Origin of the sequence: Sinobacterium norvegicum (assembly GCF_923077115.1) — a bacterium.
GTDB lineage: Bacteria > Pseudomonadota > Gammaproteobacteria > Pseudomonadales > Sinobacteriaceae > Sinobacterium > Sinobacterium norvegicum.
This window is the reverse complement of record NZ_CAKLPX010000001.1, coordinates 1264924-1287447: the sequence shown is the minus strand read 5'-3', so window position 1 is coordinate 1287447 and position 22524 is coordinate 1264924. Positions and strand designations below refer to the sequence as shown.

21 protein-coding genes are annotated in these 22524 nt (G+C 51.5%); 7 read left to right on the top strand and 14 right to left on the bottom strand.

Annotation, left to right across the window (positions count from 1 at the left end):
* Positions 1-31 precede the first annotated feature (31 nt).
* Positions 32-511, top strand: coding sequence for a peroxiredoxin (locus L9P87_RS05685; protein ID WP_237443706.1), 480 nt, complete (start codon positions 32-34; stop codon positions 509-511).
* A gap of 208 nt (positions 512-719) precedes the next feature.
* Here the strand turns inward: L9P87_RS05685 and lipP1 are convergent, their stop codons facing one another.
* Complete coding sequence (gene lipP1, locus L9P87_RS05680; RefSeq protein ID WP_237443705.1) at positions 720-1634, bottom strand: LipP1 family hormone-sensitive lipase; 915 nt, start codon at positions 1632-1634, stop codon at positions 720-722.
* A gap of 116 nt (positions 1635-1750) precedes the next feature.
* Here lipP1 and L9P87_RS05675 point away from each other — a divergent pair, with 116 nt between their 5' ends.
* Together L9P87_RS05675 and L9P87_RS05670 are read left to right on the top strand one after the other, a co-directional pair.
* Positions 1751-2995, top strand: coding sequence for a uracil-xanthine permease family protein (locus L9P87_RS05675; protein ID WP_237443704.1), 1245 nt, complete (start codon positions 1751-1753; stop codon positions 2993-2995).
* Between the two features lie 39 nt (positions 2996-3034).
* Positions 3035-3478: a potassium channel family protein gene (locus L9P87_RS05670; RefSeq protein ID WP_237443703.1), complete on the top strand. Its 444-nt coding sequence runs from the start codon at positions 3035-3037 to the stop codon at positions 3476-3478.
* Between the two features lie 44 nt (positions 3479-3522).
* Here L9P87_RS05670 and L9P87_RS05665 read toward each other — a convergent pair whose 3' ends face one another.
* From L9P87_RS05665 to L9P87_RS05655, 3 genes are all read right to left on the bottom strand, one after another.
* Positions 3523-3765: an RNA recognition motif domain-containing protein gene (locus L9P87_RS05665; RefSeq protein WP_237443702.1), complete on the bottom strand. Its 243-nt coding sequence runs from the start codon at positions 3763-3765 to the stop codon at positions 3523-3525.
* A 100-nt stretch (positions 3766-3865) separates the two neighbouring features.
* Positions 3866-5782 (bottom strand): monovalent cation:proton antiporter-2 (CPA2) family protein, encoded by a 1917-nt coding sequence (locus L9P87_RS05660; RefSeq protein WP_237443701.1) that lies wholly within the window; start codon positions 5780-5782, stop codon positions 3866-3868.
* Positions 5779-6402: an NAD(P)H-dependent oxidoreductase gene (locus tag L9P87_RS05655; protein WP_237443700.1), complete on the bottom strand. Its 624-nt coding sequence runs from the start codon at positions 6400-6402 to the stop codon at positions 5779-5781. The genes L9P87_RS05660 and L9P87_RS05655 overlap by 4 nt, the downstream gene beginning before the upstream one ends.
* A 463-nt stretch (positions 6403-6865) precedes the next feature.
* Between L9P87_RS05655 and pstS the strand changes: the two genes are divergently transcribed.
* The 4 genes from pstS (at position 6866) to pstB (ending at position 10689) form a co-directional block, all read left to right on the top strand.
* Entirely contained in the window at positions 6866-7900 is a 1035-nt protein-coding gene (pstS, locus tag L9P87_RS05650) for a phosphate ABC transporter substrate-binding protein PstS (RefSeq protein WP_237443699.1), read from the top strand.
* Between the two features lie 104 nt (positions 7901-8004).
* Positions 8005-8979 (top strand): phosphate ABC transporter permease subunit PstC, encoded by a 975-nt coding sequence (gene pstC / locus L9P87_RS05645; RefSeq protein ID WP_237443698.1) that lies wholly within the window; start codon positions 8005-8007, stop codon positions 8977-8979.
* Between the two features lies 1 nt (position 8980).
* Positions 8981-9871, top strand: a complete 891-nt coding sequence (gene pstA, locus L9P87_RS05640) for a phosphate ABC transporter permease PstA (RefSeq protein WP_237443697.1) — start codon at positions 8981-8983, stop codon at positions 9869-9871.
* Between the two features lie 11 nt (positions 9872-9882).
* Positions 9883-10689, top strand: a complete 807-nt coding sequence (gene pstB, locus L9P87_RS05635; RefSeq protein WP_354001883.1) for a phosphate ABC transporter ATP-binding protein PstB — start codon at positions 9883-9885, stop codon at positions 10687-10689.
* Between the two features lie 3 nt (positions 10690-10692).
* Here pstB and L9P87_RS05630 read toward each other — a convergent pair whose 3' ends face one another.
* From L9P87_RS05630 to L9P87_RS05585, 10 genes are all read right to left on the bottom strand, one after another.
* On the bottom strand, positions 10693-11754 hold the full coding sequence (locus L9P87_RS05630) for a DUF2804 domain-containing protein (protein WP_237443696.1): 1062 nt from the start codon (positions 11752-11754) through the stop codon (positions 10693-10695).
* Between the two features lie 107 nt (positions 11755-11861).
* Positions 11862-13109 carry a c-type cytochrome gene (locus L9P87_RS05625; RefSeq protein ID WP_237443695.1) on the bottom strand — a complete coding sequence of 416 codons (1248 nt, stop codon included), beginning with the start codon at positions 13107-13109 and terminating at the stop codon, positions 11862-11864.
* 280 nt (positions 13110-13389) lie between these two features.
* Positions 13390-13875 (bottom strand): RDD family protein, encoded by a 486-nt coding sequence (locus tag L9P87_RS05620; protein ID WP_237443694.1) that lies wholly within the window; start codon positions 13873-13875, stop codon positions 13390-13392.
* A 35-nt stretch (positions 13876-13910) separates the two neighbouring features.
* Positions 13911-14078 carry a hypothetical protein gene (locus L9P87_RS05615; RefSeq protein ID WP_237443693.1) on the bottom strand — a complete coding sequence of 56 codons (168 nt, stop codon included), beginning with the start codon at positions 14076-14078 and terminating at the stop codon, positions 13911-13913.
* Between the two features lie 82 nt (positions 14079-14160).
* Positions 14161-14727, bottom strand: a complete 567-nt coding sequence (locus tag L9P87_RS05610; protein WP_237443692.1) for an NUDIX hydrolase — start codon at positions 14725-14727, stop codon at positions 14161-14163.
* Between the two features lie 150 nt (positions 14728-14877).
* A complete protein-coding gene (locus L9P87_RS05605; protein WP_237443691.1) occupies positions 14878-16338 on the bottom strand; it encodes a hypothetical protein in 1461 nt (486 codons plus the stop codon).
* Between the two features lie 12 nt (positions 16339-16350).
* Positions 16351-18273 (bottom strand): DUF8225 domain-containing protein, encoded by a 1923-nt coding sequence (locus L9P87_RS05600; RefSeq protein ID WP_237443690.1) that lies wholly within the window; start codon positions 18271-18273, stop codon positions 16351-16353.
* An 80-nt stretch (positions 18274-18353) separates the two neighbouring features.
* Entirely contained in the window at positions 18354-19181 is an 828-nt protein-coding gene (locus L9P87_RS05595) for a hypothetical protein (protein ID WP_237443689.1), read from the bottom strand.
* Between the two features lie 48 nt (positions 19182-19229).
* Complete coding sequence (locus L9P87_RS05590; protein WP_237443688.1) at positions 19230-20738, bottom strand: hypothetical protein; 1509 nt, start codon at positions 20736-20738, stop codon at positions 19230-19232.
* A gap of 46 nt (positions 20739-20784) precedes the next feature.
* Positions 20785-22518, bottom strand: coding sequence for a DUF8225 domain-containing protein (locus L9P87_RS05585; RefSeq protein WP_237443687.1), 1734 nt, complete (start codon positions 22516-22518; stop codon positions 20785-20787).
* Between the last annotated feature and the right edge of the window lie 6 nt (positions 22519-22524).

Below are 22524 nucleotides of genomic sequence, written 5' to 3'. Positions count from 1 at the left end.
TCCTTAAATTTAGCGTTCAACGGAGTGCACAATGGCGATTCAAACAGGCGATAAACTACCCAATACCGAATTGAAAATCATGGGCGCAAAAGGCCCCGAGGCAATGACCATCGAGCAGCTTACCGCCGGTAAGAAAGTGGTGTTGTTTGCCGTCCCCGGTGCCTTTACCCCGGGCTGCTCCAATACCCACGTGCCGGGTTATGTGGTCAATGCCGATGTGATCAAGGCCAAGGGCGTCGATAGTATTATCTGCCTGTCGGTCAACGATGCCTTTGTCATGGGCGCCTGGGGCAAGGATCAGAATGCCGAGGCGCTGACCATGCTGGCCGACGGTAACGGCAGCTTTACCCGTGAGATTGGTCTCACCATGGACGCCTCAGGCTTTCAGATGGGCGAACGCAGCCAGCGCTATGCGATGATTGTCGATGATGGTGTGGTCAGCTATTTGGCGGTTGAGCCCGCCGGTGGCGTCGATGTCAGTGCGGCAGAAAAAATCATTGCCCAGCTGTAAGTGATTGATAGCGGGCCAGGGATGTCGCATTTATTTGATCTGTGTAGGTATAACTGCGAATAGCGGGATTTTCTCAATCCTCTATAGTTAACCCCATACACAGATTGTGTATTTCCAACATCCAAGGTCTTTTAAACCGGTTGTTTAACTGGTTGCCGAAGTGACTCCCCGAAAGGGTCGAGAGCTTCGGCTTTTTTTTGCCTGCGATTTAGCGGTTGATCGCGGCGGCCAGTTTTTCTATCGCCGGTTGTGCCTGACGCAGTATGCCGATAAAGCTGCAGAAGCCGTGGATTTGCCCCTCGACACACTGATAATCGACGGCAACCCCAGCCTGGCTTAAGGCTTTGCCATAGTCGGCGCCCTCGTCGCGCAGCGGGTCACAGCCAGCGGTAATCAGTGTCGCCGGTGGCAGGCCACTTAAGTTGGCGAACAACGGGTTGACGTAGGGCTGCTGACTTTGCTGTTCAACATCGTCTAAATAGTGTTGCCAGAACCACTGCATTTGCTCGGTGCCGAGGAAATACCCCTCGCCAAATTCATCAAAGCTGGGGCGCTGACAGCTGGGATCCAGGCAGGGATAGAGCAGCAGTTGTTGCTGTACCTTAGGACCTTGACGATCACGGCTAAGCAGAGCTGTTACTGTGGCTAAGTTGGCGCCGGCACTGTCACCGGCGAGGCTGATTCTGTCGCTGTCGATGGCCAGTGGCAGGTGGTTGTCGTAGACCCATTGCAGGGCTTGATAGCCATCCTCTGTTGCCGCTGGGAATTTATGCTCTGGTGCCAGGCGATAATCCACCGAGATAATCACTGCCTGAGCCAGATTGGCCAGGGCGCGGCAGATGCTGTCATGGCTGTCGATATCGCCAACGACAAAGCCACCGCCATGAAAATAGACGACTGCCGGCAATAGTCTATTGTCCTCACTGGGGCGATAAATCCGCAGGGCGAGTTCGGCATTGTTAACCGCACTGATCACGGTGTCGGTAACCTGCGCCACCGGCTGTTTGCTGCCGTTAGGCGGCGCCATTGAGCGACGATATTCCTCTGGAGTGGTGGTTGCCAATGAGGGGAATTCCATCTGACTGAGGATGTCGATGATTTTTTGGTTATCGTGATCGAGCATAATGATTATTCTTATATTGTCGGCTGAGAGCTTCACTATAAGCAATTTTTTTAATAAACACAGCAAGGCGGTGTACACTGAGGAAATAAATTATAGGTCACTCAAGGACGTTAACCATGGCAGAGCAACAAGAACACCAGATCCCCCCGTTACTTCAACCCATTGTTGGCGCCCAAATGTTGTTTGTCGCCTTTGGTGCTCTGGTGTTGGTGCCACTGTTAACCGGGCTCGATGCCAATGTGGCATTATTTACTGCCGGTGCCGGTACGCTGTTGTTTCAGGTCATTACCAAACGTTCTGTCCCGATATTTTTGGCCTCTAGCTTTGCCTTTATTGCCCCTATTATGTATGGCGTGCAAGCCTGGGGGGTGGCGGCAACCATGGGGGGGTTGATGGCCACCGGTGTGGTCTATATGTTGTTGGCCGGTTTGATAGCCTGGCGCGGGCGCGGCATTGTCGAGCGAGTGTTGCCGCCGGTGGTCGTCGGCCCCGTGATTATGGTGATCGGTCTGGCGCTGGCGCCGGTGGCGGTTAATATGGCGCTGGGTAAAAGCGGCGATGGCAGTATTCAACTGGTGCCGGAGCAGACGGCTATTGTGGTGGCTCTTATCGCCTTAGCGGTGACGTTAGCGGCCTCGGTGTTTGGCCGCGGCTTTGTTCGCCTGGTGCCTATTCTGCTGGGTATTATTGTCTCTTACACGGCGGCGCTGTTCTATGGTTTGGTTGATTTCACCGCTGTTGAACAGGCTGCTTGGTTGGCAATGCCAGCCTTTACTACCCCAGAGTTTCACTGGCAGGCCATCCTGTTTATGCTGCCGGTGGCGTTGGCGCCGGCAGTGGAGCACGTTGGCGATATGATGGCCATCAGCAGTGTGGCCGGTAAGGATTATTTGAAAAAACCTGGTCTGCATAAAACCTTGCTTGGTGACGGTGTTGCCACCTCCTTTGCCTCGATGTTGGGCGGGCCGCCGAATACCACCTACGGCGAGGTGACCGGTGCGGTGGCATTGACCAAGGCTTTTAACCCAGTGCTAATGACTTGGGCGGCGGCGTTTGCCATTGTGTTGTCGTTTGTCGGCAAACTGGGGGCGTTGCTGTCGACCATCCCAGTACCGGTAATGGGCGGCATTATGATTCTGTTATTCGGTGCCATTGCCACCATCGGCGTCAGCACCATCAGCAAGGCCCAGCTCGACTTGCACCATCCACGTAATCTCGCGATTACTTCTATTCCCTTGGTTTTTGGTATCGGTGGCATGCAGTTTGGTGGCGGTGATTTTACTCTGCAGGGCATTGGCCTGGCGGCGGTGTCGGCCATTGTTTTGAATCTGATTCTACCAAAAGATCCCGATGAGGCCTGAGGTTTTGAGGCTCGCTCAATACCCGGATAAGAGGGCGTTATGTTAGCGATGGTTCTGCTCAATACTGCGATAGTTATTGTTGTCGTGGTGATTCACTATGAGTTTTTATTTCGGCTGTCGATGCTGCTGCCGAAGCTGAATATTATGCACCGCTCGCGCATCGTGCTAGGTGTTGGTGGCGCGCTCTGCGCCCATGCCATCGAGGTGTGGATTTTTGCTGTCGCCTACTATTTTATGCACCATGCCGATGGCTGGGGGTATTTCTCCGGTAATTTTGCCGGCCACCTTTTGGATTGTGTGTATTTCTCGTTCACCACCTATACCACCTTGGGCTTCGGTGACATTACCCCCCATGGCGATGTGCGCTATCTCACCGGTATCGAGGCGTTAACTGGCTTGGTATTGATTACTTGGACGGCGTCGTATCTGTTTATTGAGATGCAGAAGTACTGGATCGAGGATGAGGTGCACAAAGAACACTGATAACAAGAGTAGGGGAGGACGGATGCCTCCCCGAACGGTACCGCTTAGCTTTCGTCGGCTTTCTTGACGCGGATTTTGCTGCCGGCCACTTCTTGGCCATTAAGCAGTTTCATCGCCGCCTTGGCTTCACCAGGCTTGGGCATCTCAACAAAACCGAAGCCTTTCGAACCGCCGCTGACCTTGTCCATGACCAGAGTGCAGGACTGAATTGTGCCGTGTTCGGCAAACAGGGCGTTAAGTTCTTCTTCGGTGGTTTCGCGGGCAAGGTTGCGGATGAGTAGTTTCATAGGGCGTCTTTTCTATTGAGGTGACGCTGCTCAGGTGAGCAGCGAGGAAATTAGCTTGATTATAAACCCTGTCGTGGTGTTTGTCTTTGACGCTGATTGTCTAGTGCTCAAAATCGTCGGTATAATTTTTGGGTGGCGGTGTCCAGCCACGTTCCATCTTGCTGAGATTATCGCTGCGATCATTCTTCATTGCGCTGCCGAGGGTTTCTTCCAGCTGAATAAACAACTCGCGGTAGCTGCTGATAAATTTATCGTCCTCGGTGGTCTGCTGCCAGAGGTTGAAGAGTTGGTCGCGATGGCTGTTCTCGGTTTGATAGAACGTGGCCTTGAGGTTTTCGGCCTTAAAGGGATGGGTGCCCAGCTGTTTTAACGCCTCGGTGCCCAGTTCCAGCGCCGAGTGGTAGGTTTCGCTGATGACAAAATCAGCGCCGGCACTGCGCAGCTGATGGCTGTGGCCGCGGTCAAAGGCGCGACTCAGTACCTTTACCCGTGGATGGCTGTGCTTGAGGTACTGCACCAGTTCGACGGAGCGCTCGCGGTCGTCGATGGCAATAATTAACAGCGAGGCCTGATCGATGCCGGCGGTATGGAGCAGGTCGGGCTGGGTGGCATCACCGTAGTAACTCTTAATATTAATCTTGCGCATAATATCGATCTGCCCGGCCTGATGATCGAGCACCACAGTGGGTATGCCGTTGGCCACTAATAGGCGGTTGACGATTTGGCCGAAGCGACCAATACCGGCAATAATGACGGTGCCGGTGTCGTCGATATCATCGAAATGACGCTTGTTCTCGCTGACCTCAAAGCGCGGCAGTATCACCTTATCGAACAGAATAAATAAGCCCGGGGTGAAAAACATCGACAGCGCCACCACCAGCGAGAGGGTTTGGGCGATATCGGTGGGCAGTACGTGATTTTGTACGGTATAGCTCAGCAACACAAAGCCAAATTCGCCGGCCTGAGCCAGGCTGAGGGCGAACAGCCAGCGGTCGCTGTTTTGTATTTTAAACATCAGTGCCAAGACATATAGCACCGCCGCCTTGATCAGCATTACCGCGGCTGTCATTAATAGGATGGCGGTCAGGTTATCACTCAGCACCGTAAAATTGATACCGGCGCCGACGGTGATAAAGAACAGCCCCAGCAGCAGCCCTTTAAAGGGTTCGATATTGGATTCGAGCTCGTGTCTGAACTCGCTGTTGGCCAGCACCACACCGGCTAAGAAGGTACCCAGTGCCGGCGATAAACCGACCAAACTCATCAGCGCAGCAATGCCGATAACCAGCATCAATGCGGCGGCGGTGAAGATTTCTCGCAGGCCAGAGTCGGCGACGAAGCGAAATAGCGGCCGGCTTAAATAATGCCCCCCGACGACAACAAGGGCGATCGAGGCCAAGACTACAATGCCGTAGAGCCAGCCTGGTAAACCGGCGACCAGGGACAACTCCGCATGGTGCTCGGCGACACTGCTGGCCGCCGCCTGCGCCTGGGCGACCAGTTCTGGCAGGGCTAGCAGCGGAATCAGTGCCAGCATCGGGATGACGGCAATATCTTGAAACAGTAATACCGAGAAAGCATTGCGGCCGCCCTCGGTCTTGGCCAGGTTTTTTTCACTGAAGGTCTGTAACACAATGGCCGTCGATGACAGGGCGAAGATCAAACCGATGGTAAGGGCGATAGAGAAAATCTGGCCCATGGCAATGGTAATGGCGGTGATTGCCAGGGTGGTCAACCCCAGCTGTAAGCCGCCGAGGCCGATTAACTTGTGTTTCATATCCCACAGCATCTTGGGCTCGAGTTCGAGGCCGACTAAAAACAACATCATGACCACGCCAAATTCGGCAAAGTGTTGCAGGGTGTTGGTCTCGCTGCCGACCAAGCCAATCACCGGCCCAATGACGACGCCGGCAATCAGATAGCCGAGTACCGAACCAAGGCCGAGGCGTTTGGCAATCGGCACGGCGATCACGGCGGCAGCAAGATAGATAAAGGCCTGAATAAAATACGCGGTCACAGTTCAGCCTCGATTAATGTGGTGAGTGGGTTGTTTAAACGATTCTGCTGGCGAGCCAGTTTCAGATTAAGCCGCCCCTGTTGCAGTGCTGTGAGTAAGCGTTGCCAGTCGTCGATATGCGCCGGCAGCCGGCCTTCATCGACGGCGGTGCGCGAGCTAAACAGGGCGAAGGGGGGCAGATAGCGCATGCCGGTCAAACGTGCAGTTTGCTCGATTGGCTGTAATAATTCATTGAGGGTGAAGTGATTAAACCCCTGCTGCTGGTAAGCCTCCTCTGGGCCGCCGGCGGAAATGGCGCAGAAGAAGGTCTTGCCCTCCAGCGCCGTGCCATCGGCACCATAGGCAAAGCCGTATTCGAGGACTAAATCCTGCCACTCTTTGAGTATGGCCGGGGTCGAGTACCAATACAGCGGGTACAAAAAAATAATAATATCATGGGTGACCAGGCGCTGTTGTTCACGCTCAATATTGATGTGGTAGTCGGGGTATTCCCCGTAGAGGTCGACGGCGGTGATATTGTCTTGGTGTTGGCATTGCTGGAACAGCGCCCGGTTCACCTCCGACCGATCCTGGGAGGGGTGAGCGAATAGGATCAATATTTTCTGTGCAGAGTCAGCCATGCAGCGTCCATATTATTAAGACTTATTAGAGTCAGAGTATAGCGCTAAAAACCGTCATAAAAGGGATTTTTGAGTTGTCATAATGGGCATACATCCGCCAAAAAACAAACATCGAACTGTCACACTGAGGCCAGTGCTGTTGTTTATAACAGCATCGACATAAAAAAACGATGACCTATTGCTGCCGCGGCTCGCTGCTTACTCTCTTGCTGTTAAGAACAAATACTCCGATGTTAAACAGTGGCTTACTCTTGTTGCTCGGGCTTTATTTTAGCGTTGCACAGAGACGCCAAATCAATCTTGCGCAAGGTAAAGTGCGATTGTCATAAAGTTGTCATATCCCTGAAATCTTGTTGTCACACAGATTGACTACCTTTGTCGCCGATTTAACGTATTCACGATGATCTGCCACGGGGCAGGTTGTCAAACTTTGTAAATTTGATTTTCTTAAAGAGAGAAAACAATGACGATTACTAAGAAGTTTTTGAAACCCGCGATTATCAGTCTTGCCTGTACTGTCAGTTTGGTTGCTGCAACCACCGCCACCGCCGCCGATAAGTTTGTCGGCTCCGGTTCATCCTTCATCTACCCATTGATGTCTACCTGGGCAAAAACCTACAGTGACCAGCATGATATCCAGATTGATTATCAATCAAAGGGCTCGGGTGCCGGTGTTCGTGATTTGATCAGCGGCGTGGTTAATTTTGCGGTTTCAGATGCGGCAATGAATGAAAAAGAAGAGGCCAAGCTAGCCGGCGGTGCCGTCTATCTGCCAGTGACTGCCGGTGAGATTGTCGTATCTTACAACCTTAACGGTGTCGGTGAACTCAAGCTTAGCCGTTCTACTCTGGTCGATATCTTCATGGGCAAGATCAGCCGCTGGGATGACGCGGCCATCGCCGCCGATAACCAGGGCGTGGCACTGCCTGATCAGCGTATTACTGTGGTAACACGCTCAGATGGCTCAGGTTCAACCTTCGCCTTTACCAACCACCTCAGCGCTGTCAGCCCTGAGTGGAATGACGCTGTCGGCACGGGTAAGTCGGTACAGTGGGCCGCCAAGTCAAACTTCGTCGCCGCACCGCGTAACGACGGTGTTGCCGCCACCATTATGCAAACCCCTGGCGCCATTGGTTACATCGAATACGGTTATGCCGTTGTCACCAAGCAGCCCATGGCCGCCCTCGAAAACGCCGCTGGCAAGTTTGTGGCTCCCGGCCCTGAGACCGGTGCTGCGGCACTGGCCAATGTACAGTGGCCTGAGAATCTGGTTGCCTTCGCCGCCGACCCACAGGGCGACAATGCCTACCCGATCACTACCTTTACCTGGATGATGCTGCCTCAGCAGAGTAACAACCCAGAGGGGGCGGCGGTACTGCGCGACTTCGTAGAATACATTCTTACCGACGGCCAGCAGGTTGCCGAGCAAATGGGTTACATCCCTGTGCCAGAAAACCTCAAGCAGCTAATGCGCGAATCGGTTAAGCAAGCACAGTAAGTAAGTAAGACCCAATAGGCCCTGCCAGTGTTTGAACACATTAGCAGGGTTTGTTGATTGAACAGATTGATTGACTTGATTGATAGATTTTATTGAGAACAACCATGTCCCAACAGCGTTTTGAAGCACTAGCCGACAAGAACGGCTTAACCCAGCCACCAACCAGAATGGACTCGCTCCGTGATACTGTGTTCCGTGCTGCTGCTTACACCTGTGTTGCCGCCATTTTCTTATTAGTGGTGTATATTTTCTGGACAATTGGCTCGGAAGCCTGGCCGGCGATAGATAAATTCGGCCTGTCGTTTCTTACCGGCCAAGAGTGGAGCTCTGCCAAGCAGCAGTTCGGCGTCCTACCCGAAATCTGGGGTACCTTATTCAGTTCATTATTAGCCTTGGCGATTGGCGGTTTCTTCGGCATCGGCATTGCAATTTTCCTCACACAAAATTATTTGCACGGCTTTTTTGCTAATGTTTTTCGCAATCTTGTAGAGTTGTTAGCCGCCATCCCCAGTGTTGTTTATGGTCTTTGGGGTATTTATGTATTAATTCCAGCGATTCGCCCAGGGGCCCAATGGCTACACGAACACCTCGGTTGGTTCCCGTTGTTTGGCACCGAGTTAAACGGCCCGGGCTTAGCACCGGCGGCGCTGGTCTTGGCGGTCATGATACTGCCTACCGTGGCGGCAATTTCGATGGATGCGCTGCGTCGTATTCCCGAGCGTACCCATGAAGCCGTTTACGGCATGGGCGCCACCCGTTACGAGGCCATTACCAAGGTAATGCTACCAACGGCCTCCTCCGGTATTTTGGCGGCATTGATACTCGGCTTTGGTCGCGCACTCGGCGAAACCATGGCGCTGGCGATGTTGATCGGCAGCTCTAACCAAATCAGTTGGTCGCTGTTTTCACCGGCCAACACCCTGGCCTCATTAATGGCATCGAGCTTCCCCGAAGCTGGCGAATTAGAAATTCACTCGTTAATGTACGCCGCCGTCATTTTGTTAGTCATCACCTTTGTCGTCAACATGCTAGGCCTGTGGATACAACAGGTGACTAAGCGCAAGTTTGAGGGACAGTAAGATGGAAAAAAATAATCTCACAGCGATGTCGAAATCAGCCGACATCGACTTAACCAAAAGTTTTAAAAGTAAGCGCTCGATCAGCAATACGTTGTTTACCTGGTTTATGCTGGGCTGTGGTTTGATCGCCTGTATACCGCTGTTTTCTATTCTCTATATGTTGGTCATAGAAGGCGCCCCACGGCTGAACTGGGAGACGCTGACGGCGCTGCCACCGGTGGGCTTCGAAACGGGTGGCGGTATCGGTAACGCCATTGTCGGTACCCTGGTCATGGTCGGCATTGCCTCGGTCATCAGTATTCCCATGGGTATCTTGGCGGCGGTTTATATTAACGAGATTGCACCGAACTCGGCGCTGGCCAAGGGCGGTAAGTTTCTCGCCCGCGTCTTGACCGGCCTGCCCTCTATCCTAGCCGGTGTCTTTGCCTATGCCGCTGTTGTTATCGTGTTAGGCACTTACTCGGCGATTGCCGGTGGTATTGCGCTGGCTATCTTAATGGTGCCGACGGTGATTCTAACCACCGCCGAGGCATTAAAAAGCGTGCCGCAAAAAATGAAAGATGCCGCCTACGGTTTGGGCTGTACCCGGAGCCAGGTGGTTTGGAAGATCGTCTTACCGACGGCATTCCCCAGTATTATCACCGGTGTTTTACTCGCAGTCGCCGGCGCCGCCGGTGAATCGGCTCCGCTGCTGTTTACCGCCTTGTTCAGTAATTACCACATGAGTGACCTCAATGACCCGACCGCATCGTTATCGATTTTGATCTATAACTTCTCCGGTCTGCCGTTCCCCAATCAGATTGAATTGGCCTGGACTGCATCGCTGGTATTGGTTCTCATTATATTAATTTTCAACATACTCGCCCGCCTAGTCGGCCGACGTAAGTTTTAAGGTAGATTGTTATGAATAGTACAAATGTAAAAATGCCAGAATTGGCGATGAACTGTCACATTAAGAGTATTCACTACGGCGATTTTTTGGCGGTAAGAGACAGTGAATTACCGATTGAGAAGGGAAAAATAACCGGCCTGATCGGCCCCTCTGGCTGTGGTAAGTCAACCGTGCTGCGTAGCTTAAACCGCATGAATGATATGGTACAGGGGTTTAATTTCGAAGGCTCGATCGAATTTATGGGCATCGATCTCTATGAAAAGAAAATCGATCCGGTACTGGTGCGTCGCTACATCGGTATGGTGTTTCAGCAGCCCAACCCCTTTGCTATGAGTATTTACGATAACGTTGCCTTCGGCCTGCGGCTCAATGGTTTCAAGGGCAATAAATCGGATCTTGATCAGCGCGTAGAGAAGGCGTTACGTCGTGCCGCGCTGTGGGATTCGGTCAAGGATAAATTACAAAAATCCGGTTTGTCGTTATCCGGTGGTCAGCAGCAGCGTCTGTGTATCGCCCGCGCCATCGCCACCGAGCCATCGGTGCTGTTGATGGATGAGCCTTGCTCGGCTCTCGACCCGATTGCAACGCGTAAGATTGAGGCGCTGATGTTGGAACTGCGTGAGCGTTTCAGTATTGTTATCGTCACCCACAATATGCAGCAGGCTAAGCGTATTGCCGATAATACCGCGTTCTTCTCCGTCGATATGTCAGGGGATAGCCACACCGGTCACCTGGTCGAAATGGGCAAGACTGAACAGATTTTTGAAAATCCAAAGCACGAGATGACCCGTCACTACATCGCCGGCGAATTTAGCTAATCGCTACCAGCGAGCAAAGTGGTCTTCGCTGAGGCCCAGCATATTATTGATGATGATTTTCTCGCCATCGGCGGTTTCGATAACGCCGTTATAGTGGCCAATGTACTGCCTGAAGTTACTCTTCAGCAGCCACAGGTTGAGCCGCTCCTGGCGGCAGTTCAGCGGTGTAAAGCTAAGCTCAATAATCGGCCTTCCCTCACTGTTGGTTGCGTTACTGCGCACCTGCCAGTCGCTGAGATGAAGGGCTTGGCCGCGCTGGCGTTTAAAAGTGAATTGAACGCTGGGTAGGTAGTGACGTTGGCCGTCGAGCCAGCAGCAGTTTTCACTGACGCCGCTCTCGTTGACGCCGGTGGCGAGGTTGAGGCCGAAGCGACGGCCACAGCTGAGACGGTTGTTAATACTGGCCCAGCACCAGTTGGTCTCCCGCCGCATATAACCGGCGGAGAAATCATAGCCGGCCAAAGCCTCGGACAAATCCTCAATAGTATTGTTTATGCTGAGCCGGCCTTCGACGCTGAGACAGTTGTGCTTCTGGGTGTAAGTCCAGCCCTGATAACCGGTGGGCGAGCACAGCGCCAGTGGCAACTCTCCCTCCTCCCCATGCAGCTGTACATCGGCCTGAATATTGTCGGTGTCGATCTTCAGCCGCCATTGGCCACCGCTGATGGTGAACTCGAGACGGTTATTACCGCTGCCAATATAGGCTTGACCCTCGGTCGCCGATGGCATGGTTTGATAACCAAGGCGGGCGGGGCGCAGCCAATTTTGCTCGACCAGAGTATTGCTGGCCAAGTCATAGACATAGCAAAAGCCGCTGGCCAGATAACGGATGTCGGCAATGGCGACGCCAATGATGTGGTGACCGGTATTGATACTGATGAACTGGAATTGTTTGAAGTCAACATAGCGACGCAGTGCCCCTGCGGGCTTATCCATGCTGTTGAAGTAGCGAAATTTATCCAAGCCTAAATCGGCAACAGGCTGATCGAAATAGCCAAGCCGTGGTTGGCCATCTTCATCGATTAAACAGTCAGGGTAGGGGGTGGCCGGCATCGAAGGTCTCATTATTATGACGTTAATCAGTCACTCTACCTTGGCTGTGTGGTAAATGAAAGCAGTGTAAACATGGAGGAGGCTGATCACGTTATTTATACTACCAGCGGGCTGACGGTTTAATGGTTGGGTTCGAAGCGCTGGCGGATATCGGCGACATCGTTTGCCGTCAGCAACGTGGTTTGTCGTGACCAGGTTGTCCGCAGGTAATTCACCAGATCTGCCAGAGTCTGATTATTAAACTCTTCGCCGTAGTCAGGCATTTCATAAAACCCCATCAAGGCCTCAACATGACGGGGCTTTACCCCTTTTAAAATAATGGCGACGCTGTTGAAGGGTTGCTGGGCATTGAGTGTGCTATTGCCAATCATTGCCGGGGCCACCTGTTCGATACCCTCACCATTGAGGCCGTGACAGCCGGCGCAGTAACCCTGGTAGGTTTGATAGCCGGGCAATTTTTGATTGTGGCCATAATTAACCGGCCGGTTGGCAATCACAGGCTGTTCGGTGTCGAGTAAGTAACTAATAGCGGCATCCATATCGCCCTTGGATAACGGTTTTAAATAGTGATAGGGAACGGCATAGGCGCCGGTCAGCACGGTGCCGTGGCGACTGGAATAGCCCTGGCGAAACAGTTGTCGCAAGTCCTGCTGGGTCCAATTTTGGCGTCTTAATTCTGCGGCGGTAATATTGGGGGCATAAAAATTCTGATTAATTGCCCCAGCCAAGCGGCGGCTGTTGTCGGGTTGTGATAGGACGGATTTTGGCGTGTGGCAACGACCGCAGCCAGCGACGGCCTCGACTATATAGCGTCCTCGCTGCCACTGCTCACCGTGACTGCTCGTTGTCTGGACTGCCTTGTTGTCGTTTTTTTTGTGATGACTGATCGACAGCCAGGCTTGGCGCTGCTGTAACCAGCCCCAGCCGTTGAGGGCGATATCGTAGTTGAGTGGAAAGTGCAGTTGGTTACGGGGGAGTTGTCGCACCACTGCGGGGATAGACATGTAGTAGCGGTAGAGAGCCAAGGTGTCGCGCTCGGTCAGCAACTTAAAGCTGTTAAAAGGCATGATTGGCAGTAGTTGGCGTTGTTTACCTTGGCCGTAATGCAGGGCGTTGTAAAACTCGGTATAGCTGTAGCGGCCCATGCCTGTTTTGTTATCGCTGGTGATGTTAGTGGAGTACACCACACCGAGATCGGTGTCGAAGCGTCTGCCGCCAGCATTTGTGGCGCCGTTATCGGCGGTGTGACAACTGATACAGCCTGCGACTTGAGCAAGGTATTGGCCACGTAGCAGTGACTGTTCGATATCATCGGCGTGTGATTGTAGGCAGAAAAAAAGGCAAACTATACGGCATAAAAGCCGCACTGAAAAACGCATCCTTGGCTCACTCTATTGTCCAGTAAGCTTGAGAATAGCTGACTGTCGCGAGAGTGCAAAAGCATCGGCGAGAGACCGCTGCATTTATTGCTTAAGGCTTTTCGCCGTTGTAGACCCGTTCAAATCGTTGCCGGGCAAGGCCGGCTTTGTTGCCCGATATGGTCAAGCCAACGATTTCCATGCCGGCGCTGTCCGGTAATGATAACGGTAGGCTAGTTGTTAACCAGGAGGTGTAAGATCGTGTGTAATTGACAATAGTCTGCTCACCCTATTGTTCAGAAAAATTCACCGTTTCTACGCCTTTGTTCTTTGGACGAATAACCACGGTGCCGGCCATCTTGTCGTGCCATCCCTGTTTCTTGCTGTCCCAAATCACCCAGAAGAAACCCAAAAACAGTGGAATCATCGAGACGTAGTAGCCCAAATAGCGAATAATTGATTGTGATGTCGACGGTGGGTTGCCTGTTTTGGCATCGACGATTTTCACTTTAATCGCCATCTTTCCCGGTGTCGCCGATTTGTATTTCCAAAATAAAATAGTGGCAATAAAGGGCAGTATATACGTGATGATAATGTCGGATGCGCCTTGCACATGATCTTGAGAATAAAAATAGGACTCACCATAGACAGCATAAATAATCGGCACGGTGAACAATACGATGATGATCGAATCGATTACCGAGGCGCCGGCTCTGATCCAAAACCCTGCGTATTCGTAGTGGGATTCGCCGTTATCTGGGTTGGTATTACTCATGATTATTCCTTTGTGTTGGATGAGTGAACAGAGGCTCACTGCTTCTCTATCGTCACTGCAAGCGTCTTGCTGCTGCCGGCAAACCACTTCTGTACATACAGCGAACCGACAATAGGCGCACTGCCTTCTTCGGGCACCTCCTTGTAGCGGACACTGTTCTTGGTTTCTTTCTCGTATTCGAAGGTAACAGTTTTTCTACTCATGATGTGTTCTCGTCGGGTGTTGGGTGTCAATGATTGTTTATTGGATCAGACGGGGGCGATGGCGACAAGCCTGCTGTTGTCCTCATTTTGAACCCTGGCAATCCAACTGTCGCTGCAGCACCCCATCTTTAAGCGCCTGAGTCAATGAGCGCCTGGCGCCAGACCATAGGTGGATCGAGGCATCGTAACCGAGGTTGTTGGCAACGTGGATATCGGTGTTGTTATCCAGTGCGTGGACTAAATCGCTGTGCTGCAGCCACAGCCAGCTGTGGCGTTCAACATTGCTGCAGTCGCCTTGATTAGCCGAGATGGCAAACACTGGCTGGTAAGACACGGGAGCAAGAAAGGTATAGTAATTGGCGGATACACTGTATGGCTGGCTGCTCAAATGTAGTTTTTCAAAGGCGCAGTTGGTCTCCTCGTTGAACTCTCGACTGGCGGTTTCGTCGATGGTCTCACCAAATTTATTGCCGCCACCAAAGGCACCCCAGCCTTTTCGTTTGTAGTAGGGGTCATAGGCTAATAACACCAAAGCCTGGCCATTTTGACAGGCATAGGGAATGACACCGGCGTTACCCTTGGGCATGTTGCCGGCTGATGCAGAGGTGCTGAATAGGATAAGAAAGAAAAATAGGGAACGATTTGTCATAGGAAGATTGGCTGTGTTGATGAGACGCTAAGTTTAGCTGCAGCTCACTTAACTTCAAAATTTAATAGGGAGTGGCGCCACGCCCACACAAACAATACGCCAATGGGGCGGAGAACCCCGAGGCTGGCGCATGTTTGAGGCAGCACTGCTCTACTGGCTGGCGGGGTGAGCCATGCTAAAGATGAAACTGTAGTCGCTGGCAAAATCGGGGCCATTGACACCCTCTGGGGTGTTAATGGTGGCCGCGGAGTGGCAGGAGACACAGGTTGCCGATTGGATATAGGTTTCTAAGACAGTGTTAGCCACAGGAAAGGCGTCGGCATTCGGTCTGAACCCTGTCTGTGATAGGCTGTCAACCGGCACCGTATCCCCCTTGTTTTCATCCACAGGGGAGTCATTCCATAGCACATTGACCAGGTTATAGTATTGATAAACAGAATCACTGTTGGCCTGGGTAATCATTTTATGAGCCATTTTATTGATGGCGACCACAGGGTTTTCGTTAGTATTGGGCAGGGGGAATTGGCGGGCAACTTGGATGCCATAGGGTCGACACTGACCGGCTAATTGACCATCGACAAAGGATAATCCATAGGCTGGCGGTTGATTGACATCACAACGGGTCTGTTGGTCAATGTTGCCATTGACGCAGGCTGGAGAAATAAGTTGCTGCTGGCAATTGTCGGTATAAAAGGTGTAGCCATCACCGACTGGCCCTTTCTCTACCGCTGTCATATCGGGCGAATTATCCTGATGCTCAAAGGTGGTCCAAATCCAACTCGCCTGCGCGGTGGTTTTGTGAATAATATGCAAACCGACAAGGGCAAAGTGCTGGGTTTTACATTGTGTCTGGCCCGAGCAAATATTCGCCTTGGTCATCTTATAACGTCGCCACTTTTTATCCTCAGGGTTGGTTACCGTCAGCCAGGCAGCCTTAAATTCCATGGCGCCGGTTTTGTTGCCTAAGTCACCTTTGGGCAGATTAATATGTCGTCCTGCTTTAGCGGCTTTGTATTGTTCGGTGGAGTCGTAGAATTTATTGTCATAAAAGTAATTGTACTCATCCTCGTTGACCAGCACCTCATACCAGACCAGGTTGCCATTCTTATCGGCCAGCCATGCCTTGGTTTTATCCACCGGAAAGGCTTCGGCGAGGTCGCTGTTGGGATCGAAATCAACGTTAACCTTTGAGGTGCCGTACATTTTACGAATATCCTCCTCTTTATCATATTCGGCAAAGGCGCGCTCATTCCATGGGGGCGGCTTGCTGCCATCTTTTTTAAGAAATTCACTGACGCTGATATAGGTTTCAAACTCAACCGGCGCATAATCGCCCGGCTCGCCGAAGGCCGCGGCGGTTTTTGGTTTCTGGGTGTTCCAGTTCATGGCAATAAATTGCTGCCAGGCAAAACAGTTAACCCCAGCCTGATCGCTGACGGCGGTATCGCCAGGTACGGTACTACTCATCGTCGGCGGGTTAAGGCATGGCCAACTGGCTTCTGTCGCACTGACATTGGCGGTGAGTAGTGCTGTGGCTGTGGTGAGAATCAGTGCAGCCGTAGAGCGTATAATGGCAGTTGTTTTTGATTGATATGTCGTGCTGGTTTTCATTGTCGCTGACTCCTATTGGCTGTTCGTAATGGTGAGGTTTGCCGGTGTGGCTATCTGTATCGGTGCGCCCTCATTGGTCACACGAATACCGTATTGGCCAGCTTTGACGTTTTTGTCGATATTGATATCGAGGACATAAACCATGCTGTTGAAAATGCCGTGTTTACCGGTGACTTCGCCGCTGCCCATCGATGTGGTTTTTTTGATGTTGACGGTTATCCCGGTCTCGACACTGCCATCGGGGCGGATATATTCGATGGTAGCCTTCTCCTTGCCATCGATGCACTCAAGAGCCATATCGGTTAGCAGTGTCCCAGCTGGCACGGCTGGGGGAAGCAATGGGATGGTGGCAGAGCTGATTTTGGGTTGTTCATTAACCGCCTCAAATATGGCCATTTTTACCAGCGGCTGTGGCCAGGGGTTAATGGCGGTATTATCGATGACAGGGTTGTACCGAGCATTGTTGGGGAGTTTGCGATCAAGGTAGGCAGTGCCTGACAGCGCCTGATTAAAGGTTTCGGCGATCTGTGCCCCCCACCAAATCTGGCTGCCGGCAATGGTAATGTCGCTGACGGTATAGCCTTTCTCTGCGGGCACTTCGAAGGTGGCATGCAGAATTTCATCGTAGTTACGGCCGGTTTGGTCCGAGGTTTGACCACGGACGATGGTAAAGAATTCCGCTGCAGGCGTGCCATCTGGCGTTGTGTAGTGACTAAAGTCAGGGCGCTGCATATAGAGTGATACGGGGTTGGTCAGGGTTAATGGCACCCCCAGGTTTTTGACCACCTGGTTGACTTGCATACCAATATTGGGGTCGCTGTTTCTGAAGGATGAGCCGTAAAGTGAGGCGCAATTATTCGTCTGCGGGCTGTATTCGCTGTCGGGCAGCTGACGGATTATGGTCGCCGCAGCGCCAAGATATATTTCGGCTCCGACAGTATTAGGAGGGCTGGTTAAGTGGGCTGCGCCACCGCCCTTATTATCGGCATTGTTGCCGTAATTCCACTTGTTAAGAGGGTTGTATGCATAGGCACCGCGATAGTCTTTGACAAATTTACCCTTTTTATTTTTCAGGTATAAGTCTTCTAATTGCACATTTTTATGAACCAGCTTTCGGTAGAGATCAAGCACCTTGTTGGGAGAAACCCGCCAGAGGGTAAACCAATATTCGGGGTTTTCAGCGGTAAAGCTAATCTTGGTGATTTGCCCTTTCTCATTGCGGCTGACAACCCACTCGTTATATTCGTCTTTCCAACCACGTGGACCAACAGGACCAAAGTTGTTCTGTTGGTCGCCTGTTTGCCACTGGTCAGCGGGCTGGTTCCAGTTAACAACAGGGCAGATGTCGGTGGGGACGGGTAGCGGTGCAAAGCTGCTGAGGTCTTTACTGTTTAGTGCGGGGTGTTTTTTCAATAATTGTTTTAATTTTTTCGCCAGAGGTTGTCCTTGCTGGTCAGCATCATTGTACTGTATCCACTGTTTGAGTGCCGGGTTCTTCGGGTTTAATCGACCTTCATCAACCAGCGGAAATAATAGTTCTTTGGGAATCTGATAGGGGTTGTTTTGACTGGTGTTAAAATACCATTCAACTCGGTTAGGAAAGGCTGTCCAAGTAATAGGATGGATGACCATTTTCTCGTCTTTCTGAATAGAGCGCGGGTCAACATAGTTATCCCGGGGGTAATCATTGATATTGATCCATGGGTTACCGGCAATACCTTGCTGGGTAAAGGCATTAATATTTTGGTCCCACTCCGCCAACATCGCCGCCTGCTTTTGCGGGTCATTAGGGAAGTCGTTAATATTCGCCGGTAGTTGATACTGGAAGGTAGAGTCTGATTTGTGTGTCGATTGAACCTGATCAGCATGACTGAGTGGGCTGAGGCTTACCAGTGCAATCAGACAGGAAAAAATCGTCGGCCGTGTTAACAGCATGTGTATCTCCGAGGTAGAATGGTTGATTATATTTATTATTTTTTTATATTGCGGTATTGCTTTATTGTGATCCTGAATGATTAACCTTTGCTATCCGTGACACAGGGGTCTTTAGCATTGAGCAAATTGCCAGTAGAGAACCAAATTTGTTTGCTGTCAGTCAGATCCAGCGAGCGACCAATATCGGGGTTGCCTTGAAATTGCACGGTGTAGGTTTTGTTCATCAACGGTGAACGGCATGGCGTTGGCATAGAGGGCAGTTCTGCAAAGCTGAGTTCGACACCGGATTCAATTTGCGCCTCTGATAACCAGTCAATGTCGGTACTCAAGGTGATAATCTGCTGAAAGTCTGGATCGCGAGCGATGTAGTGGCTCAAGTGCATTTCATCACCCTCGCCAAAAATGATGAAGTTGAGTGCGGCTGGACGGTCGATGGAAAAGTTAAAATGTCTAAAAACGACCACCTTGCTGACTTTAACCGCAATATTGTTTTTTAAAATCTTGCCAGGGGTACCGCCACCATCATTGCTGTAGCCATCAAAAAGTGTGGCCTTAAAGGACGTCACCTGTCCCGACTTTAAATCGGGCAGGGTGAATTTGTCATTATCGACATTGATTAAGTTGTAGGCTTTGCTGGGATTTTCAGCCCGTAACTGCCGATAATAAGACATCATCTCGGGTGATAATTCCGCCTTTAGGATGACCTGATACATATGCTTTTCATTGGTGAACATCGGCATATGCAGCAGAAATAAACTTTTATCTCCGACCATGAACATGCCATGGTTGCCTGGCACATCAGCCAGAGACCCTGGGGTATCGTCGCCGCTGTGATGATGGTGAGAGATAGCGTTTTGTGTGCCAAGAAAGCAGCAAAGCAGTAGTGTTAGTCGAAATATTTTATTCATAATGTCTTCTCTAGGCTGTCGTTATGGTTGTTTTTTTAGTTATTGATTCTAGGGTGAGCGGGGAGAACTGGCGTCATCAAAGATAAATGAAAAGTTCGCCGGTATGGTATTGCTGCCAGCAATGGTGGCATTTTGATGGCAGTCGTTACAGCTGTCCTGTTGGGCATAGGTTTCCAAGGTGGTATTAGCTACGGTCAGTGCCGACTGGGAAGTAAAGGTGCCAAAACGAATCGGTATGGTGGCTGCGGGGCCAGAATTACTGCTATTAATATTGGGGCTGGCATCCCAAAGCACATTGATGAACTGGTAATATTGAAAGACCGACTTGCCGCCGGTTTTTTGACGGATCATCGACTGCACGTCGCTGTTAAGTTGTTGGATGGCTGGGGTGGCTGGCTGCTCGCGGGTGACCTGCACCGGTATCGTCATCGGAAACAGGGGGTTACACTGGCTGCCTTGGCAGCTGATCCGAGCTTTATTCGGTGGGCATTGCCTGTTGTCACAATGCGGGTTGTTAAAGGCATAGCCCTTGGCCGGTGTTGGTTGGTTGGCGTCGGGTACATTGTCGATATGCTCGAAGGTGGTCCACACAAAGTCAGGAAAGGAGGGGGTTTTGTGAATAATATGAAGCCCGACCAAGCCGATTATTTGCTCGCTGCATTTTTTTGTTTCTGGGTCAGTGAGGTAAGCCAGTGTCGTCAGGTAGCGCGGGTATAGTGTTTTTTGACCGGTGAGAATACGCCATGCAGCCTTTAATTCAAAACTGCCCAAATCTTCTTGCTGTTGAATCTTCCCCGGGTCATTACCTCGATAGAGTTCACCCTCGGGAAGAATAAACCCGCTGGGGTTGTTGCCTAAGGCATTAGTGGCTAAGGCGTATTGTTTGTCGGCATTATACAGCTGATTCTGCATAATATAATCGAACTCTGCCTTGCCGACTGAGCGCTCATAATACACTAAGTTGGATGATTGATCGGTTAGCCAGCCGCCGGTAGCCTGCATGATCTCGTCAGACACGGATGCATTAGAAGTGTTGTGGTGTCGCGGAGCGCGGTGATGCGGGGCTGAATTCTTACTGGATAAAACAAGGTGTTTAACCGTCTTGTTCGTTATCGAAGCGCTCCCGTTGAGTGGCGTGCAACCACTGTTGTCGCCGGCAATCACACCCCAGGGCGTGGGTTTTTTTGCCTTCGCTAAGAAAATGTCACTGGTGACTTTAAAGCTCTCCCAAACGGTCGGCGTGGATGCCAAGCCGGTGCTGGCATCGGGAACGCCCCAGCTGGCGATGGTATGTGTACGGTCAGGCTCGCCTGCAGCTTCACTGTTAACTGGCCACCGGCTGTCGACAGGCCAGTTCAAACTGATAAACATCTGCCAGGCATAACAATTCATCGTGTCCTGATCAGACGGGGTAAAAATATTATTACTGGTTAAGAATTGGTTGCTGGTTGGGTCAGTAATCAGCATTGAGGCACAGTCAGTGCTATTAGCCGGCATTGAGTAGCCGAACATTATCATGACCAGTATGCCCAAGCTGCGATTAATATTATTTTTCATGCGCATCCTTGCTATAAAAAAGCAGGGCCTGGCCCTGCTGTGTTTGTTATTGCTCGATAATGGCCAGGCCATATTCCCAGGGATGATCGCTATCACTGGGGTTATCGTCCTCGCCGGGGTTCAGTGCTCTGACACCCACAGTACTGGCAGTGGCAGCAGCCGAGACGTTGACATCGAGAATATAGGCCTGGGTGCCGCCGCCGTTGGTTTGACCCGGTACTGCAGACGCATGGGGTAAAAAGTCGACAACTTTAGCGCTTACGTTAGGGTTGTTGAATTGTACCCGAGCATTGTCTTTTGTTGTGGTCTTATCAGCGCCCTGGACAATCAGTACGAAACGATTATCGCATTTGCTATTGAGTAAGCCTGGTAAATCGCTCACCGATTGACCGTAAAACAATGACTCTGGCAAAAATTGTACCGGCCATGGCTGTAGACCTGTTGTGCGGCTGCTGACACAGGGTAGGACTGGTTGTGCGCCCTGAGGTGTCTTGGTATTAACCGATAATGCCACATGCATTTGATTGGCAATCTCGCCGGCAAAACGGATCGGTTGACCGTTAATTGTTATATCCTCGATGGTGAAACCTGCACTCTCAGGCACCTCGAAGACGGCATGCAAGATTTGATCTGAGCCTTTGGGGCCTGTGCCAGCGGTGCCTCGGGTGACTGTCCAAAACTGGCTAACATCTTCACCGTTGGGGGCCTGCCAATGTTGAAAGTTTTGCGGTTGTTGTAAATAGAGGCCAACCGGGTTGGTGAGAGAAATGCGCGCGTTGGCCGCAGCGGTATTGGCAGAGAAGCCGATATGGGGGTCAGAGTTACGGTAGTTTTGTCCGTATTGAGCGCAGCATATGAGTGACTGAGGGTTGGCGCTGCTGGCCAGTGGCCGCTGGATAGTGGCAGCGGCAGCCAGATAGATTTCGGCGCTGAGGGTGTTAGGTGGTGAGGTGAGGTGCATGGCGCCGCCGCATTGCCCAGCCACTCTGACAGTGCTGTTATTCCATTTGTTGGTGGGGTCGTAGGCGGGGTTGCCGGTGGTGGGGTCGATGACAGACTCGCCTTTTTTTCCGGTGGGTTGGTCGACGGAGTAGCGCAGATACAGGTCTTCTAACTGACAGGCGGGGTCAATATATTGTTGATACAGACCCAGTACCGCCTTTGGGTTAACACGCCAAAGCGCGAGGTAGTAGGCGGGGTTTTCGCAGGTGAACATAATGCTCATCATTTTGTGATCACTGTTGCGAGTGATAGACCACTCACAGTATTCATCCAGCCAGCCCCTTGGCCCCTGAGGCGAAAAGGGCACCCAATTTTGGCTCCAATCAATCGAGGGGCAGCGGGTACCCGGTATGACCAAGGTTTTTTCTGGCTCATCGGGGCAGTACATATGGTAATCAATGCCATTGGCTACCATCACATTGGTGTCGGCCATGGCCATCACCTCATCGGTGGTCAACTTGCGTTTCAGCTGTGGATTATTCTCGGCACCGTCCCAGGTAAAAAAGGTGATCAGTCGATTGGGAAACGGTATCCAGGTGATAACGGCATCGCCGCCAGCGGCCCCAAAGCCTTCTGTCAGTGGATTAAAATAATTTGACCGAGGGGCGTCATTGAGGCCAGACCACGGGTCGCCAATAATAGAAGACTGTGTCCAGCCGTCAACATAATGACTCCAGCGCTGTTCAAATTGTGGTAGCTGATCCATCATACCCAGTTGGCGAAAATCCTTGGGGCCTTGCTCGGCGGGGGTGGTGAATTGAGTGAAAGTATTATCCATAATATT